The 15,446-nt window shown below is 64.1% G+C and carries 13 protein-coding genes; 10 read left to right on the forward strand and 3 right to left on the reverse strand.

The features are described 5' to 3' along the window. Nucleotides 1-20: 20 nt before the first annotated feature. Entirely contained in the window at nt 21-923 is a 903-nt protein-coding gene (locus JQ635_RS11940) for a GNAT family N-acetyltransferase (protein ID WP_211410053.1), read from the reverse strand. Between the two features lie 333 nt (nt 924-1,256). Between JQ635_RS11940 and JQ635_RS11945 the strand changes: the two genes are divergently transcribed. From JQ635_RS11945 to JQ635_RS11960, 4 genes are read left to right on the forward strand one after another with little or no spacing between them, the layout of a single operon-like run. After that, nucleotides 1,257-1,607: a cupin domain-containing protein gene (locus JQ635_RS11945; RefSeq protein ID WP_211410054.1), complete on the forward strand. Its 351-nt coding sequence runs from the start codon at nt 1,257-1,259 to the stop codon at nt 1,605-1,607. Continuing rightward, entirely contained in the window at nt 1,604-3,079 is a 1,476-nt protein-coding gene (locus JQ635_RS11950; RefSeq protein ID WP_211410055.1) for an aldehyde dehydrogenase family protein, read from the forward strand. Before JQ635_RS11945 ends, JQ635_RS11950 begins: the two co-directional genes overlap by 4 nt. After that, nucleotides 3,076-4,119 (forward strand): tartrate dehydrogenase, encoded by a 1,044-nt coding sequence (locus tag JQ635_RS11955; protein ID WP_211410056.1) that lies wholly within the window; start codon nt 3,076-3,078, stop codon nt 4,117-4,119. Before JQ635_RS11950 ends, JQ635_RS11955 begins: the two co-directional genes overlap by 4 nt. 18 nt (nt 4,120-4,137) lie before the next feature. Then, nucleotides 4,138-5,595: an NAD-dependent succinate-semialdehyde dehydrogenase gene (locus JQ635_RS11960; protein ID WP_211410057.1), complete on the forward strand. Its 1,458-nt coding sequence runs from the start codon at nt 4,138-4,140 to the stop codon at nt 5,593-5,595. A gap of 64 nt (nt 5,596-5,659) precedes the next feature. Here JQ635_RS11960 and JQ635_RS11965 read toward each other — a convergent pair whose 3' ends face one another. Both JQ635_RS11965 and JQ635_RS11970 read right to left on the reverse strand, forming a co-directional pair. Next, entirely contained in the window at nt 5,660-6,934 is a 1,275-nt protein-coding gene (locus JQ635_RS11965) for an NAD(P)/FAD-dependent oxidoreductase (protein ID WP_211410058.1), read from the reverse strand. A 16-nt stretch (nt 6,935-6,950) separates the two neighbouring features. Then, the gene (locus JQ635_RS11970; protein ID WP_211410059.1) at nt 6,951-7,619 is read right to left on the reverse strand and encodes a haloacid dehalogenase type II; all 669 of its coding nucleotides are present in this window, start codon (nt 7,617-7,619) and stop codon (nt 6,951-6,953) included. A 174-nt stretch (nt 7,620-7,793) separates the two neighbouring features. On the opposite strand from JQ635_RS11970, the gene JQ635_RS11975 reads away from it, so the two are divergent. From JQ635_RS11975 to JQ635_RS12000, 6 genes are all read left to right on the forward strand, one after another. After that, a complete protein-coding gene (locus JQ635_RS11975; RefSeq protein WP_211410060.1) occupies nt 7,794-8,630 on the forward strand; it encodes a GNAT family N-acetyltransferase in 837 nt (278 codons plus the stop codon). A gap of 12 nt (nt 8,631-8,642) precedes the next feature. Continuing rightward, nucleotides 8,643-10,022: an aspartate aminotransferase family protein gene (locus JQ635_RS11980; RefSeq protein WP_211410061.1), complete on the forward strand. Its 1,380-nt coding sequence runs from the start codon at nt 8,643-8,645 to the stop codon at nt 10,020-10,022. A 271-nt stretch (nt 10,023-10,293) separates the two neighbouring features. Continuing rightward, on the forward strand, nt 10,294-11,898 hold the full coding sequence (locus JQ635_RS11985) for an ABC transporter substrate-binding protein (protein WP_211410062.1): 1,605 nt from the start codon (nt 10,294-10,296) through the stop codon (nt 11,896-11,898). An 86-nt stretch (nt 11,899-11,984) separates the two neighbouring features. Next, entirely contained in the window at nt 11,985-12,935 is a 951-nt protein-coding gene (locus JQ635_RS11990) for an ABC transporter permease (protein WP_211410063.1), read from the forward strand. Beyond that, complete coding sequence (locus tag JQ635_RS11995) at nt 12,932-13,786, forward strand: ABC transporter permease (RefSeq protein WP_211410064.1); 855 nt, start codon at nt 12,932-12,934, stop codon at nt 13,784-13,786. Before JQ635_RS11990 ends, JQ635_RS11995 begins: the two co-directional genes overlap by 4 nt. Beyond that, entirely contained in the window at nt 13,783-15,444 is a 1,662-nt protein-coding gene (locus JQ635_RS12000; protein WP_211410065.1) for an ABC transporter ATP-binding protein, read from the forward strand. Before JQ635_RS11995 ends, JQ635_RS12000 begins: the two co-directional genes overlap by 4 nt. Nucleotides 15,445-15,446: the final 2 nt, after the last annotated feature.

The following is a 15,446-nucleotide window of genomic DNA, read 5'->3' on the forward strand; positions in this document are numbered from 1 at the left end:
GAACAGCTTCGCGCCCCGATTTAGCCAAGCGCCTGGCTGGCAAGCGCGTAGGTCACAGGTGCGTGTCGGGAGCGATCGTTAGGATCGAGAAACTCTCCCCCCAATGACATTGTCGTGACGGTGTCGAAAAAGACAAGGCCACACCGGGCCAGGAAGGAGCAAAACTCGCCGTCGGCCAGGTGCGTGTCGATCCTCAGAAACTGTCCATCATGAGCCGCGACATGCGGCGCAACCACCTGGATCGCATCCTCGTCGCTTGACGCAACGACGGGCCCGACGACGTGCCCTCGCCCGAACGGGCGGCACAAGGCGAAGGCTTCGAGACGACCATGCCGGTAGAGTCCGAACCCGGCGGATTGTCTAAGGAGCGCCGCAAGCAAATCGTAGCGCGAGGCGCCAAATGCCTGCGCATCCAGTTGGGCGATGGCCGGCAGGTCTTTCCGACCCAGCTCCCGCAGTTCGCCCCCCTCGGAAGGACCCGGCACCTCGCCGGATCGCTGCACCTCGGCTTGCCGCTGGAACACCGTTCGTTCGCGATGAAAGCCGAGCGAAAGATAGAGCTTGCGCGCCGCATGCGTGGCATTGAGGCGGAGATTGCGTCCCTTGGAAGCGGACAGAATGCGCTTCATGAGCCACTGGGCCGTGCCAAGCGCCTGAAGACGGGGCGAGGTGATGACCATGCCGACAGTGGCAAAATCCGCCCCATGGGGAAACCACATGGCCGATCCCAGCACCCGTCCGATTTCATCATGAACGGCGATGCCGTGGCCGGTGTCACGCAGAAACTGCCAGTCCTCCGGGCGGTGCGGCCAGCCGACACCGATCGAGAGGGTGTAGAGTTGATCGAGCTCGACCGTGTCGATGTCGACCGCACGCGTATCGAATGCGTCGATCGTCAGCGAACGGGTCGTGCGGGACTTCATGTCTCCCCCTGATCGGCCTGACATTGGTCGCAGTAGTGTCCCTGAGTTCGCTCCCGAGCCGCGGTGGCGCTCAGCATAAACCGGGCCCCGCCGCAGATAACGTTTCAGAACAGCCATCTGGCGAAACAATCCACCAAATCGCAATTGCATTCGGCACCGGATGGAATGCCGCTCCGATAGCATAATGCAATCGGGTGAACTCGCCATCCCCTGCGCGTCCAAAGCCCCGACCGACAGCGCCGCTGACGCGGTCGCCGACAACATCACGCGATCAAGCGGACCTCGACCTTCGGGCTCCTGGATCGGACTTGTGGTTACTGAAAGGAGCCCAACTTGCTGCTGAAGCGGATTGATCCCAACCCGACGTTCACCCCGGAGGAATCCGGCCCAATCCCGGAGCGGCTCATTGCCGGCGCGCCGCACTTCAAGACCTGGGCGCAGGACGAGGCCAAGGGTGAGCTGGTGCATACCGGCGTGTGGGAAGCGACCCCGGGCGAGACGCGCTCCATCAAGGGCGAGACCTTCGAATTCTGTCACATCCTCGCCGGCAGGATCGAGATCACACCGGATGGCGGTGAGCCAATCACGTTCAAGGCCGGCGACAGCTTCGTCATGAAGCCCGGCTTTACCGGCGTTTGGAAGACCATCGAGACCGTCCGCAAGATCTACGTCACGGTGTCATGAGCCTGAGCTTCGATCCCGACCGGATTCAGCTGCCGATGGGCCACTTCATCGGCGATCGGTTGCTGGAGTCTGCCGGTGTGCTTCCGCTGCACCGGCCTTCGGACGGCGCGCTCTACGCCGAGTGTCCTGTCGCCTCGGCGGAGACCGTGGACGAGGCGGTCCAAACCGCCAGGAAGGCCCTGAAGACCAGCAATTGGGGCGGCGTACGCCCGCGCGAACGAGCCAACGTCCTCAAGCGCTGGGCCGATCTCATCGAGAGCGAAGCCCAGATGCTCGCCAAGGTCGAGGCGATTTCGTCCACCCGCCCGGTCGGTCAACTGGTTGCTGGCGATATCGGGATCACCGCGGAGCAAATCCGCTTCTTCGCCGAATTCGCCGACAAGGAGGGCAGCGACTTGGTGCCCACCGACGACGAACACCTCGGCATGATCATGACCGAGCCTTACGGGGTTGTTGGTGCGATCACGCCCTGGAATTTTCCGGTGAACATGGCGGGATGGAAACTCGGGCCGGCCCTCGCCGCCGGCAACGCAGTCGTGCTGAAGCCGTCCGAGATGACGCCGTTCTCGTCCATCCTGCTCGCCCAACTCGCGGTGAAGGCGGGCATGCCCGCGGGGCTCATCAACATCGTGCTCGGCGACGGGCCGACGACGGGCGCCGCCATCACCGGACATCCCGACATCGGCAAGGTGAGCTTCACCGGATCGACCCGCGCGGGCGCTGCCATTATGGCCAATATCGCGCAGACGGGCATCAAGCCCATGACGCTCGAGCTCGGCGGCAAGAGCCCGCAGCTCGTCTTCGCCGATGCCGATCTGGATCAGGCCGCCGCCGCGATTGCCGGCAGCATCCTCGCAAACGCCGGCCAGGCCTGCGTCGCCGGATCTAGGCTCATCGCCCACAGCTTCGTGGCCGAACCGCTTGTCGAAGCCATCATCGCCCGCATGCAGGCCGTCCGGGCCGGCCCCACCTGGGAGGCCGCAACGACCTACTCCCCGATCATCTCCGAGAAGCAGCGATCGCGGATCGACGCGATCGTGCAGGCAGCGCGCGCAAAGGGCGCCGAATGCCGCACGGGCGGCGGACCGATGGAGGGCAAGGGGTACTTCTATACGCCGACGCTGCTTGCGAAGGTGGGCCAGTCCTCTCCCGCCGTTGCCGAAGAGATCTTCGGGCCGGTGCTGACGCTTCAGACATTTGTCACCGAGGAAGAAGCCCTCGCACTCGCCGACCATCCGACCTACGGTCTTGCCGCCGGGCTGTTCACCCGCGACGTCTCGCGCGTCATGCGGATCACGCGCGCGCTTCCCGCAGGCACCGTCTGGGTCAACCGCTACGGCCGCTCACGCGATCACATCCTGCCGACGGGCGGCTACAAGCACTCCGGCATCGGCAAGGATCTCGGCCGCGAAGCCTATCACGCCAACCGTCGCTCCAAGAGCGTGCTCATCCACGTCGAGAGGCATTCATGAAGACATATACGATCGCACTCATCCCCGGCGACGGCATCGGCCGCGACGTCACGGACGCCGCGTGGACGGTGCTCGAAGCCGCCGCCAGGCATTCGGGCTTCGCACTCAGCGGAACCACGTTTCCGTGGTCCTGTGCGTTCTACAAGGACACCGGCACGATGATGCCTGCCGACGGCATCAAGACGCTGGCGGCGTTCGACGCGATTCTGCTCGGCGCGGTCGGCTGGCCGGCGGAGGTGCCCGATGCGGTGTCGCTGCACGGCCTGCTGCTGCCGATCCGCAAGGGGTTCACGCAATATGCCAACGTCCGGCCACACCGCCTGCTTCCGGGCGTCAACGGCCCGCTGAAGACGACCGCGTTCGACATTCTCTGCATCCGCGAGAACACCGAAGGCGAATATTCGGGCGCCGGCGGGCGTGTGCATCAGGGCACCTCCGCGGAGATCGCGGTCGAGACCTCGGTGTTCACGCGCGCCGGCGTCGAACGGATCCTGCGGTTCGGCTTCGACCAGGCGCGCAAGCGGCGCAAGAAGCTCGCCTCGGTCACCAAGTCGAATGCGCAAAAATACTCGATGGTGTTCTGGGACGAGGTGACGCGGCTGGTTGCCGCCGACTATCCGGACGTCGCGTGCACGAGCTACCATGTGGACGCGCTCGCCGCGCGCATGGTCATGGCGCCGGAGAGCCTCGATGTCGTCGTTGCTTCCAACCTGTTCGGCGACATCCTGACCGATCTCGGCGCAGCCATCCAGGGCGGTCTCGGCTTCGCCGCCTCCGCCAACATCAATCCGGAGCGTAGCGCTCCCTCGATGTTCGAACCCGTTCACGGCTCGGCGCCCGACATCGCCCATCTCGGCACGGCCAATCCGATCGCGGCCATCTGGTCCGGGGCGATGATGCTCGGGCATCTTGGCGAGGCCAAAGCCGCAGCACGCGTCATGGCAGCGCTGGCGGCCACCACGTCCATCGGCATCGGTACGGTCCCAGGCAAGGAGCGCACCGAGGCGATCACCGCAGCCGTACTCTCCCGTCTCTCCTGAAACGACAAGGCGCAAAAGATGCAGAACCTGAGTGACAAGCAGCTCTTCCGCCAGCAGGGCCTGATCGGCGGCCAATGGCAAGCGGCGCTTTCGGGCGCGACGATCGACGTGATCGACCCGGCGACGCAAACCGTTCTGGGGACCGTGCCGGACATGGGACGGGACGACACACGCGCCGCCATTACTGCTGCCGCGAAGGCCTACACCGCCTGGCGCGCGAAAACCAATGCCGAGCGCGCCGCGCTTCTGGAAGCCTGGCATGGCCTCATGATCGCGCATCTCGACGATCTGGCGCGGATTCTTACGCTTGAGCAGGGCAAGCCTTTGGAGGAGTCGAAAGGCGAGATCCGTTATGGCGCCTCCTTCGTCAAATGGTTCGCGGAGGAAGCACGGCGGATCGGTGGCACCACAATCCCCTCGCCCACACCGGACCGGCGCATCGTCGTGCTCAAGGAGCCGGTCGGCGTGTGCGCTATCATCACGCCCTGGAATTTCCCGAATGCGATGATCACCCGCAAGGTGGCTCCGGCGCTCGCGGCGGGATGCACTGTCGTGATCAAGCCATCGGACTTCACGCCCTATTCGGCGCTGGCTCTCGGCGTGCTGGCCGAGCGCGCCGGCATTCCCGCGGGCGTCATCAACATCGTCACCGGCCTGCCGACCGAGATCGGCGCCGAGATCATGGCCAACGAGACGATGCGCAAGATTTCGTTCACCGGCTCGACCCGCGTCGGCTCGCTGCTCATGCGCGGTGCCGCGGATAGCGTCAAGCGCGTGAGCCTCGAGCTCGGCGGCAATGCGCCCTTCATCGTCTTCGACGACGCCGATCTCGACCTCGCGGTCGAGGGTGCAATCATGTCGAAGTTCCGCAATGGCGGCCAGACCTGCGTCTGCGCCAACAGGATCCTCGTGCAGTCGGGCGTCTATGACACCTTCGCGGCCAAACTCATCGCCCGCGTCAAGTCCATGAAGGTGGGATCGGGCCTCGAACCGGGCGTAGCGATCGGGCCGATGATCAACGAAGCGGCGATCAGCAAGATCAACCGCCATATCGCCGACGCACTGTCAAAGGGCGCCCGTATCGCCGCGCAACCGGCGAGCCTGCCCAAGGGTCCGCAATTCACCGCGCCGATCGTCCTGACCGGGGCGACCACCGACATGGTGCTGGCGCATGAGGAGACATTTGGTCCCGTGGCGCCCCTCTTCCGCTTCGAGACCGACGAGGAGGCGATCGCGATCGCCAATGCGACGCCCTTCGGCCTCGCCGCCTATTTCTATACCCGGGACCTGAAGCGGTCCTGGCGCGTTGCGGAGGCGCTCGAAGCCGGTATGGTCGGCCTCAATACGGGCATGGTGTCGACCGAGGTGGCGCCATTCGGGGGTGTCAAGCAATCCGGCCTGGGGCGCGAAGGAGCGCAGATCGGAATCGAGGAATACCTGGAGATGAAGGCCTTCCATATCGGCGGATTGGGCTAAGGCGGCCGCAATGGAGAGGGCGCAGGTCCGCGCCCTCTCGCGCATTAGGGTGCGGCTCCCGACGCTACTGAACGCGATCGAGCATCTTGTAGTACATTCCCACCAGCGGCAGGAACCACGGCTTGCCGAAGTGACCGGGCACCGCAGGCCAGTCGAGGCCCTTCATGGGATTTCGATCTTCGCGTCCGAGCATCGCATCGGCAATGATCATGCCGAGATGGGTCGACAGTTGCGCGCCGTGTCCGGCATAACCCATCGCATACCACAGCCCGTCCTGATAGCCGGCACGCGGGAAGCGGTCGCTGGTCATGTCGACGAGTCCACCCCAGCAATAGTCGATCTCGATGCCGGCGAGCTGCGGGAAGATTCGCGTGAGACCGTCGACGAGAATGGCGCCGCTCTTTGCGTCGGAACGCTGGTCCGATGTCGCCGAGAAACGCGCCCGTCCGCCGAAGATCAGACGATTGTCGGGTGCCAGGCGGAAATAGTTGCCGACATTCATCGACGTGACGCAAGTGCGATTGCCGGGCATGGTGGCCGCGATTTCAGCCGCGTCCAGCGGACGGGTCGCTATGATGAAGCTGCCGACGGCGACGAGGCGTCGCCGGAAGTAACCAAAATTGGACGTGGTATAGGCGCCCGTCGCCAGCAGCACCTGATCGGCGGTGACGCTGCCGCGAGGTGTGGTCAGGCGATAGCGCGAGCCTTCGCGCGCCTGCGCCGTGACCGGCGCCTGCTCGAAGACGATCGCGCCGCGGCGCTTGGCGGCCTCCGCCAGCCCGACGCCATAGCGTCCCATATGCATCATGGCGCTCTTCTTCGAGAGCATGGCGCCAAAGAAGGGCGAGCCGATCTCTGCGCCGAGATCCCGGGCGGACAGCAATGCGGTGTCCGGATCAACCTCGCGATGGACCGCTTCGAAATTGCGCGCGATGGCGTCGAGATGCTTCGGCTTGGAGGCGAGCTTCAGCTTGCCGGCGCGGCGAAAATCGCAAGCGATGCCCTCCTCCGCGATCAGCGCCTCGAGCGTGTCGATCGAGAAATCGAGCGCGCGGTAGAGCGCGACGGCTCGCTCCTTGCCCAATTCCGCCTTGGCAGCGAGATAGCTGTGGGCGAGGCCATTGTTGAGATGCCCGCCGTTCCGCCCCGATGCGCCGCCGATCACCCGGTCGGCCTCGAGCACGACAACCTTCGTTCCCGCCTTGGCAAGCTGACGCGCAGCTCCGAGGCCGGTGAAGCCGCCGCCGATCACCGCAACGTCATAATGTCCTTCGACGGGACCTTCGGCGCCGCCGGAAAAGCGCGGTGCGGTATCGTGCCAATAGGAGACGTATTTCACCGCAGATCCCACCAGCTCAGAGTCCGAACACGCCCGGCAGGCCACCGATGTCCTTGATCTCGACATAGCCATAGTAGGGGTTCGCAGGTTCGTGCCCCCGATTGACCCAGACCTTGTTCTTGATGCCGAGGTCGTGCGCGGTCATCAGATCGTAGCGGAAGGACGAGGAGCAGTGCACGACGTCCTCAGGCCCGCAACCCAGCGTGTCGAACATGAATTCGAAGCCCTTCATGCGAGGCTTGTAGGATCGCGCCTGTTCGGCCGTGAGCGCGGCGTGAAAAGGCGCCCCGAGCTTGGCGACGTTGGACGGCAACTGCGCATTCATGGCGTTGGAGAGAATGACGAGCGGAATCTCCTTGGCGACCTTGGCGAGCCCGGCTGGCACGTCGGGATGCGGTCCCCAGCTCGGCACGCGGTCATAGACCATCTGCCCATGCTCGGACTTGAAGGCGACGCCGTTGCGCTTGCATGCACGCTCCAGCGCATTGTGGATCACGTCGGCATAGGGCTTCCAGTCGCCGAGAATCTCGTCGAGCCGATACGCCGCAAAGTCGCGCACGACCGCGGCCATTTGCGGTTCAGGAAGATGCGCGCGATAGATATCCTGCGCCGCCTCGGCCATCTGGAAATTCGTCAGCGTGCCGTAGCAGTCGAAGGTCACGTATTTCGGGCGAAACTGGCTCATCATCCTATCCTGGTGCGCTCGCGCAATGTCAGGGCTGCCACAATAGAAGGTCAACGCGGCATAAGATGCGGCTTTTTCGTCGGCTGCGGTGGAAGATATCGTTCCCGCCGGGCCCTTCAGACGATCTGCACGTCGCCAAGATAAGAAACTGGTGCCGGACAGGAACACGAGTCGATGACCCAGAGCACCATATCGCTCACGGCCTTTCGCCCCGATCATCTCGAGGGCGCGTTACGTCTTTCGCGCCAGGCCGGATGGCCGCACCGCCTCGAGGACTGGCAATTGGCGCTCGATCTTAGCGCGGGGTTCGTTGCCCTGGATGCTTCAACCGTTGTCGGAACGATCCTGATGACGCCCTACAAGCGGGACGTCGCGACCGTCAACATGGTCATCGTCGATGAAGCCGTCCGCGGCCGCGGATTGGGACGCAAGCTCATGGATGCAATCATCGAGCAGGCGGGATTGCGTGCGCTGAAGCTGGTTGCGACCGGCGAGGGCCTGCCACTCTATCAAAAGCTCGGCTTTTGCCGGACCGGAACGATCATCCAGCACCAGGGAATGGTCGCGCCGGTCGAGGCGCCCGCCAATGTCCGGTCGGCCGAGTCACACGACATCTTCGGGATCCTCGAGCTCGACAAAAGCGCATTCGGTGCTGACCGCAGATGCCTGCTGCGCACGCTTGCGGAAGTCGGCCAACTGGCTGTGCTCGATCGTGGCCACGGGATCGCTGGATTTGCGGCGTCGCGCAGCTTCGGCAGAGGTGAAGTGATCGGACCCGTGGTTGCAGCGAATGCCGATGACGGAAAAGCTCTGCTCAGCTTTTTCCTGGCCCGAAGCGAAGGGCGTTTCGTTCGCGTGGATACTGCCGAAGGCGCGCAATTGAGCGCCTGGCTCTCGGAGCATGGGCTGGCCCAGGTGGGCGACGGCATCGCTATGCAACGCCCCGTCGCGGTGCAGTCCAGCCCCTCCCCATTCACGACATTCGCCCTCGCCAGCCAGGCTTTTGGGTAGACGGAGACTTTGATGCTGAGCAATTCGCTGATCGAGCTCGACCGGGCTCACCTCATCCACCCGGTCGCATCCTACCGGGGGCACGAAGCAGCCGGCGTCAAGGTGCTGAAGTCGGCCAGGGGAGCGACCGTGACGGACGCTTCCGGACATCAACTGATCGACGGCTTCGCCGGACTCTGGTGCGTCAATGCCGGCTACGGGCATGAGAGCATCGTTGCGGCCGCTGCCAGCCAGATGCGGGAGCTTCCCTACGCGACAGGCTATTTCAGCCTTGGCTCGGAGCCCGCGATCCGGCTCGCGGCCGAATTGGCGCAGCGCGCGCCTGGCGATCTCAACCATGTCTACTTTACGCTCGGCGGCTCGGATGCCGTCGACAGCACGGTCCGCTTCATCCGCTATTACTGGCACGCGCGGCGCGAGCCGCTGCGCGAGCATTTCATCTCGGTCGAACAGGGCTATCACGGGTCTTCGACCGTCGGTGCCGGGCTGACGGCCCTGCCCGCCTTCCATGCCGGATTTGGCGTGCCGCTGAGCTGGCAGCACAGAATCCCCTCGCACTATGTCTATCGCAATCCGGCCGGCGAGGACGACGACGCCATCATCGCAGCCTCGCTCGCAGCGCTCGACGCGAAGATCGAGGAGATCGGCGGCGCGCAACGCGTCGCCGCGTTCTATGCCGAACCGATCCAGGGCTCGGGCGGCGTGCTCGTACCGCCGAAGGGCTGGATGAAGGCCATGCGCGCGCGATGCAAGGCGCATGGCATTCTTTTCGTCGCGGACGAGGTCATCACCGGGTTCGGCAGAACCGGGCCGCTGTTCGCATGCAGCGAGGACGACATCGTCCCCGACCTCATGACGGTCGCCAAGGGATTGACGTCGGGATACGTCCCGATGGGCGCGGTCTTCATGTCGGATCACGTCTACGACACGATCGCCGATGCGGCGGGCTCCAGCGCCGTCGGCCACGGCTACACCTACTCCGCCCATCCGGTCAGCGCCGCGGTCGCCCTGGAAGTGTTGCGCCTCTACGAAAGCGGCCTGCTCGAGAATGGCACGAAGGCGGGTGCCCGCCTGATGGCCGGCCTTCAATCGCTTAGGGATCATCCCCTTGTTGGAGACGTGCGCGGCCGCGGCATGCTGGCCGCCGTCGAACTCGTCACCGACAAGCAACGCAAGACGCCGCTTCCTGCCGCGGCCGAGCCGGCAAAACGCATCTTCGACCGCGCCTGGAAGAACGGCCTCGTCATCCGCGCGTTCCCAACAGGCGTGCTGGGTTACGCCCCGCCGCTCTGCTGCTCCGAGTCGGAGATCGACGCCATCATCGAGCGCACGGCGAGGACGCTCGACGATACGCTGGCTGATGCCGAAGTTCGCGCCGCCTTGCGACAATAATAGGCATGCACAACGAGCCGGCTGGAAGCAGGTCCGAAATACTGGAAACAGAGACATCTTCGCAATTTTGTGCCGCCGCTCGCGGTTTTTTCGGCCAAAGCCGCGGAACTATCCTGCGAGACTTTAATCGCAGGAAAGAAGTGCAGTTCTGAGTGGAAACACAGCACCGTCGTTACGACGGACCAAGCCGGCATCCACCACAACGGCGCGGCAGAACAATCTGCCGCTCACCGCAATACGAGTCGTAGCCTTAGCCAGCGAGGGGATTGACATGAGCGACACGACGAACTGGTCCTGTTCAGACGATGCCATGATCGAGAACGCCATTCGGCGCGGGGCTTCGCGCCGCGATCTTCTGAAGCTGATGCTCGCCAACGGCCTGGCGATGGCCGCAGCCGGCACGATCTTCGGCCGCGCGTCGGACGCGGTGGCCGCGACGCCTGTGAAGGGCGGTGCCATGAAAGCCGCGGCCTGGTCCTCGTCGACCGCCGACACGCTGGATCCGGCCAAGGCCTCGCTCTCGACCGACTATGTTCGCTGCTGCTCCTTCTACAATCGCCTGACATTTCTCGACCAGACCGGCGTGCCCCAGATGGAGCTCGCCGAATCGATCGAGAGCGGCGATGCCAAGACCTGGACGATCAAGCTCAAGAAAGGCGTCACTTTCCACAACGGCAAGGAGCTGAGCGCCGACGACGTCATCTTCTCGCTGAAGCGCCATCTGGACAAGGCGACCGGATCGAAGGTCGCGGCGATCGCGTCCCAGATGACCGACTTCAAGGCCGTGGACAAGACGACCGTCGAGGTGACGCTGGCGAGTCCCAACGCGGACCTGCCGACGATCCTGTCCATGCATCACTTCATGATCGTGGCCGACGGTACCACCGACTTCTCCTCGGGCAACGGCACTGGTGCCTTCAAGTGCAAGCAGTTCACCCCGGGCGAGCGCTCGATCGGCGTACGGAATCCGAACTACTTCAAGGGAGGGCCGAACGTCGATTCATTCGAGTTCTTCGCCATCCCGGATGAAAACGCCCGGATCAACGCCTTGCTGTCCGGAGACATTCATCTCGCCGCCTCGATCAACCCGCGATCGGTGCGCCTCCTCGACGGCAAGGATGGCCTCGCGCTGTCCACGACCACGTCGGGCACCTACACCGACCTGAACATCCGCATGGACGTGGCGCCCGGCAACGTCAGCGATTTCGTGGAGGGCATGAAATACGTGGTCAACCGCGAGCAGATCGTCAAATCGGCCCTGCGCGGCTTCGGCGTCGTCGGCAATGACCAACCCGTGTCGCCCGCCAACGTCTACCACAATGCGGCCCTCAAGCCGAAATCGTTCGACCCAGACAAGGCCAAGTTCCATTTCCAGAAGGCCGGCGTTCTCGGTCAGACCATCGAGGTCATCACGTCCGAGGCGCCCGGTTCGGCGATCGACATGGCCATGATCATCCAGGCAAGCGCCGCCCAGATCGGCATGAAGCTCGATATGAAGCGCGTGCCCTCCGACGGCTACTGGAGCAATTACTGGCTGAAGGCGCCGATCCATTTCGGCAACATCAATCCGCGTCCGACGCCCGACATCCTGTTCTCCCTGCTCTACAAGTCGGATGCGCCGTGGAACGAGAGCCGGTTCGTGTCGGAAAAATTCGACAGGATGCTGCTCGAAGCCCGCGGCTCCCTCGATCAGGCCAAGCGTCGCGAGATGTACAATGAGATGCAAGTCCTGGTGTCGGAACAAGCCGGCACCATCATTCCGGCCTACATCTCCAACGTGGACGCCATCACCGCCAAGCTGAAGGGACTGCAGCCCAACCCGCTCGGCGGCATGATGGGCTACGCCTTCGCCGAATACGTCTGGCTGACCGCCTGACCGGCACAAGACGAGGTCGCGGCTCGGGGTCCTGGGATCGGAACACGAGCTGACCAAAACCAGCGGCGTGGCGTGGGAGGACGAATGTGAGAGGACAGGTTTCGTCGCTCGTGGTGAGGCGGCTTCTCATCGCCTTGATCACACTCGTGATCGTTTCCTTCGCCGTCTTCTTTGCCACCACGCTCCTGCCGGGCGATACGGCCACGATTCTGCTCGGGCAGTCCGCGACACCTGAAGCCGTCGAGGGCCTGCGCAAGGCAATGCATCTCGACGATCCCGCGATCATCCGCTTCCTGAGATGGATCGCCGGTCTCTTCCAGGGCGATTTCGGCAAGTCCTACGCAAACAACGTCCCGGTCGCCACTCTGATCAGCGGGCGGTTCATCAACACATTGAAGCTTGCGGGATTGACCGCGGCGATCGCCGTGCCGCTCGCACTGACGCTCGGCATTACCGCCGCGATGTGGCGCGGCACACTGTACGACCGCATCGTGACCGTCGGGACCATCGGCATCATCTCGGTGCCGGAGTTCATGATCGCAACGCTGGCGGTGCTGCTCTTCGCGGTCTACCTCAAATGGCTTCCGGCGCTGTCACTCACCAACGAGGTCAAGTCGTTCCATGACCTGGTGCGGATCTACGCGATGCCGGTCATGACCCTCACATTCGGCGTTTCCGCGCAGATGATCCGCATGACGCGCGCCGCCGTGGTCGAGACGTTGAACACGCCCTATGTCGAGATGGCGCTGCTCAAGGGCGCCTCGCGCCCCCGGCTCGTGCTGCGACATGCGCTGCCCAATGCGCTCGGCCCCATCATCAATGCGGTCGCGCTCTCGCTGTCATACCTGCTCGGCGGCGTGATCATCGTGGAGACCATCTTCAATTATCCCGGCGTCGCAAAGCTGATGGTCGATGCCGTTTCGACCCGTGACCTGCCGCTGATCCAGACCTGCGCGATGATCTTCTGCCTGGGGTACCTGGCACTGATCACGGCCGCCGACATCATTGCCGTCCTGTCCAATCCGAGGCTGCGATGACCAATCCGATCTCGTCAAGCCGGCTCGGCATGCGATTGGGCTATCGCTTCAACCTCATAGGCGTGTCGGCCCTTGGCATCCTCCTCCTCTGGGCCGGCGTCGCCCTGTTCGCTCCGCAGATCATCCCGCATTCCGTCGGCGAGATCGTCGACACCGACTATTTTGGCCCCGTGAGCCGGGACCTGTGGTTAGGCTCCGACTATCTCGGCCGCGATATCTTCTCGCGCATCCTGATGGGCGCGCGCTATACGCTTGGCATCTCGCTTGCCGCCGTCTCCGTTGCCTGCTTCAGCGGCGTCGCGCTCGGCATGACTGCGGCAGTCGCCGGAGGGTGGTTCGACAGCATGCTGAGCCGGTTTCTCGATGCGCTCAACTCTATTCCCAGCAAGCTGTTCGGCCTCGTCGTGGTCGCCGCGGTCGGCTCGTCGATCCCGGCACTCATTGCGACGCTTTCGGTGATCTACACGCCCGGCGCCTATCGGTTCGCTCGCGCCCTCGCCGTCAACGTCAACACCATGGACTTCATGGTGGTCGCCCGCATTCGCGGCGAACGCCTGCCCTATCTCATCGCCTCCGAGATTCTTCCAAACATTCTCGGCCCCGTGCTCGCCGATCTCGGCCTGCGTTTCGTCTTCATCGTGCTGCTGCTCTCCGGCCTGTCCTTTCTCGGGCTCGGCGTGCAGCCGCCCTACGCGGACTGGGGCGCACTGGTTCGCGAGAACATCGGCGGGTTGCCCTTTGGCGCGCCGGCGGTGATCTTCCCGTCGCTCGCGATCGCAAGTCTCACCATCAGCGTCAACCTTCTGATCGATAACCTGCCGCGCAGGATCCGCGACCGGAGCGCCGAATGACGGGAAACCTCGTCGAGATCCGCAATCTCAGGGTTGAGGCAACGACTGACGCCGGCAGGCGGGTCGAGATCATCAAGGGCGTCAGCCTCGACATTGCCGAAGGCGAGATCGTCGCCCTCATCGGCGAGAGCGGCTCGGGCAAGACCACGATTGCCATGACGCTCATGGGCTACGCCCGGCAAGGCTGCGCGATCACCGGCGGCGAGGTGCGCGTGGGCGGCGTCGACATGGTGAAGCTTTCGGAAGCGGAACGCGCCGGCATTCGCGGGACGCGCGTCGCCTATGTGCCCCAAAGCGCGGCGGCCGCCTTCAACCCTGCGCTCACCATCATGGATCAGGTCATCGAGGTGGCGCGGATCCACAGGCTCATGTCGGCCGCCGAAGCGCAGGCGAAGGCCCTCATGCTGTTCAAGGCCCTTTCGCTGCCGGAGCCCGAAACGATCGGCAACCGCTACCCGCACCAGGTCTCCGGCGGTCAGTTGCAGCGCCTCGCCGCCGCGATGGCCCTGATCGGCCAGCCGAAGGTGATCATCTTCGACGAGCCCACCACGGCGCTCGATGTCACGACGCAGGTCGAGGTGCTGCGGGCGTTCAAGTCCGTCACGGCGCAGCACAACATCGCCGGCGTCTACGTCTCGCACGATCTGGCCGTGGTCGCCCAGATTGCCGACAGGATCGTCGTGCTCAAGGACGGTGCGGTCCAGGAAGTAGGGACGACCAACGATATCCTCGAAGGACCCCAGCACCCCTACACCAAGGGGTTGCTGGCCGCGTTCAGGCCAAAGACTGAGCAGCGGCAGCCTGACGGCGACGGCGTGACGAAGCGCCCGTTGCTCGAGGTCGACAATCTCACAGTCGGCTACGGACCTCGCTCACGCGATGGACAGCCACTGATCACTGCCGTGCAGGCGGTCAGTCTCACGCTGGATCAGGGGCGGAATCTCGGCATCATCGGCGAGTCCGGCTGCGGCAAGTCGACCCTTGCCCGGGCGATTGCCGGCATCCTGCCGGCTCATGCGGGCGGCATCATCTTCAACGGGCGCGAATTGGGCAGGGTCGGCCGCAACCGCACCCGCAACGAACTCCGCCAGATCCAGATCGTGTTCCAGCACGCGGACACCGCGCTCAACCCGGCGAAGTCAGTGGAAGACATCCTGCGGCGTCCCCTCGCCTTCTACCACGGTATGAGAGGCAAGACGCGCGATGCGCGCGTCAACGAGCTGCTCGATCTGGTCCGCCTCCCCAAATCCGTGCGGCATCGATTGCCGGGAGAACTTTCAGGTGGCCAAAAGCAGCGGGTGAATTTCGCGCGGGCGCTCGCGGCCGAGCCGACGCTCATCCTGTGCGACGAGATCACGTCGGCCCTCGATACGGTCGTGGCGGCCGCTGTGGTCGAGTTGCTGAAGGAGTTGCAGCGTGAGCTCGGCATCTCCTACATCTTCATCAGCCATGACCTGTCGGTGGTCGAGGCGATCTGCGACGAAATCATCGTGATGTATCGCGGTCAGAAGGTCGAACAGATCGCGTCGACCCGCCTGGCAGCACCGGAGCACCCTTATACGCGGCTGCTGTTCTCTTCGGTGCCGAAGCTCGATACCAGCTGGCTCGACAATCTGGAACAGGATGCCGAACAGGTGCGGGCCTATTGCCATCCGTAGAC

It is taken from the genome of Bradyrhizobium iriomotense, assembly GCF_018130765.1.
Taxonomy (GTDB): domain Bacteria; phylum Pseudomonadota; class Alphaproteobacteria; order Rhizobiales; family Xanthobacteraceae; genus Bradyrhizobium; species Bradyrhizobium iriomotense_A.

Excerpts from the sequence above, each read along its gene's own strand:
- JQ635_RS11940 (WP_211410053.1), bottom strand. The coding sequence starts at position 923 with ATGAAGTCCCGCACGACCCGTTCGCTGACGATCGACGCATTCGATACG.
- JQ635_RS11950 (WP_211410055.1), top strand. The coding sequence starts at position 1,604 with ATGAGCCTGAGCTTCGATCCCGACCGGATTCAGCTGCCGATGGGCCAC.
- JQ635_RS11955 (WP_211410056.1), top strand. The coding sequence starts at position 3,076 with ATGAAGACATATACGATCGCACTCATCCCCGGCGACGGCATCGGCCGC.
- JQ635_RS11960 (WP_211410057.1), top strand. The coding sequence starts at position 4,138 with ATGCAGAACCTGAGTGACAAGCAGCTCTTCCGCCAGCAGGGCCTGATC.
- JQ635_RS11970 (WP_211410059.1), bottom strand. The coding sequence starts at position 7,619 with ATGAGCCAGTTTCGCCCGAAATACGTGACCTTCGACTGCTACGGCACG.
- JQ635_RS11975 (WP_211410060.1), top strand. The coding sequence starts at position 7,794 with ATGACCCAGAGCACCATATCGCTCACGGCCTTTCGCCCCGATCATCTC.
- JQ635_RS11980 (WP_211410061.1), top strand. The coding sequence starts at position 8,643 with ATGCTGAGCAATTCGCTGATCGAGCTCGACCGGGCTCACCTCATCCAC.
- JQ635_RS11985 (WP_211410062.1), top strand. The coding sequence starts at position 10,294 with ATGAGCGACACGACGAACTGGTCCTGTTCAGACGATGCCATGATCGAG.
- JQ635_RS11995 (WP_211410064.1), top strand. The coding sequence starts at position 12,932 with ATGACCAATCCGATCTCGTCAAGCCGGCTCGGCATGCGATTGGGCTAT.
- JQ635_RS12000 (WP_211410065.1), top strand. The coding sequence starts at position 13,783 with ATGACGGGAAACCTCGTCGAGATCCGCAATCTCAGGGTTGAGGCAACG.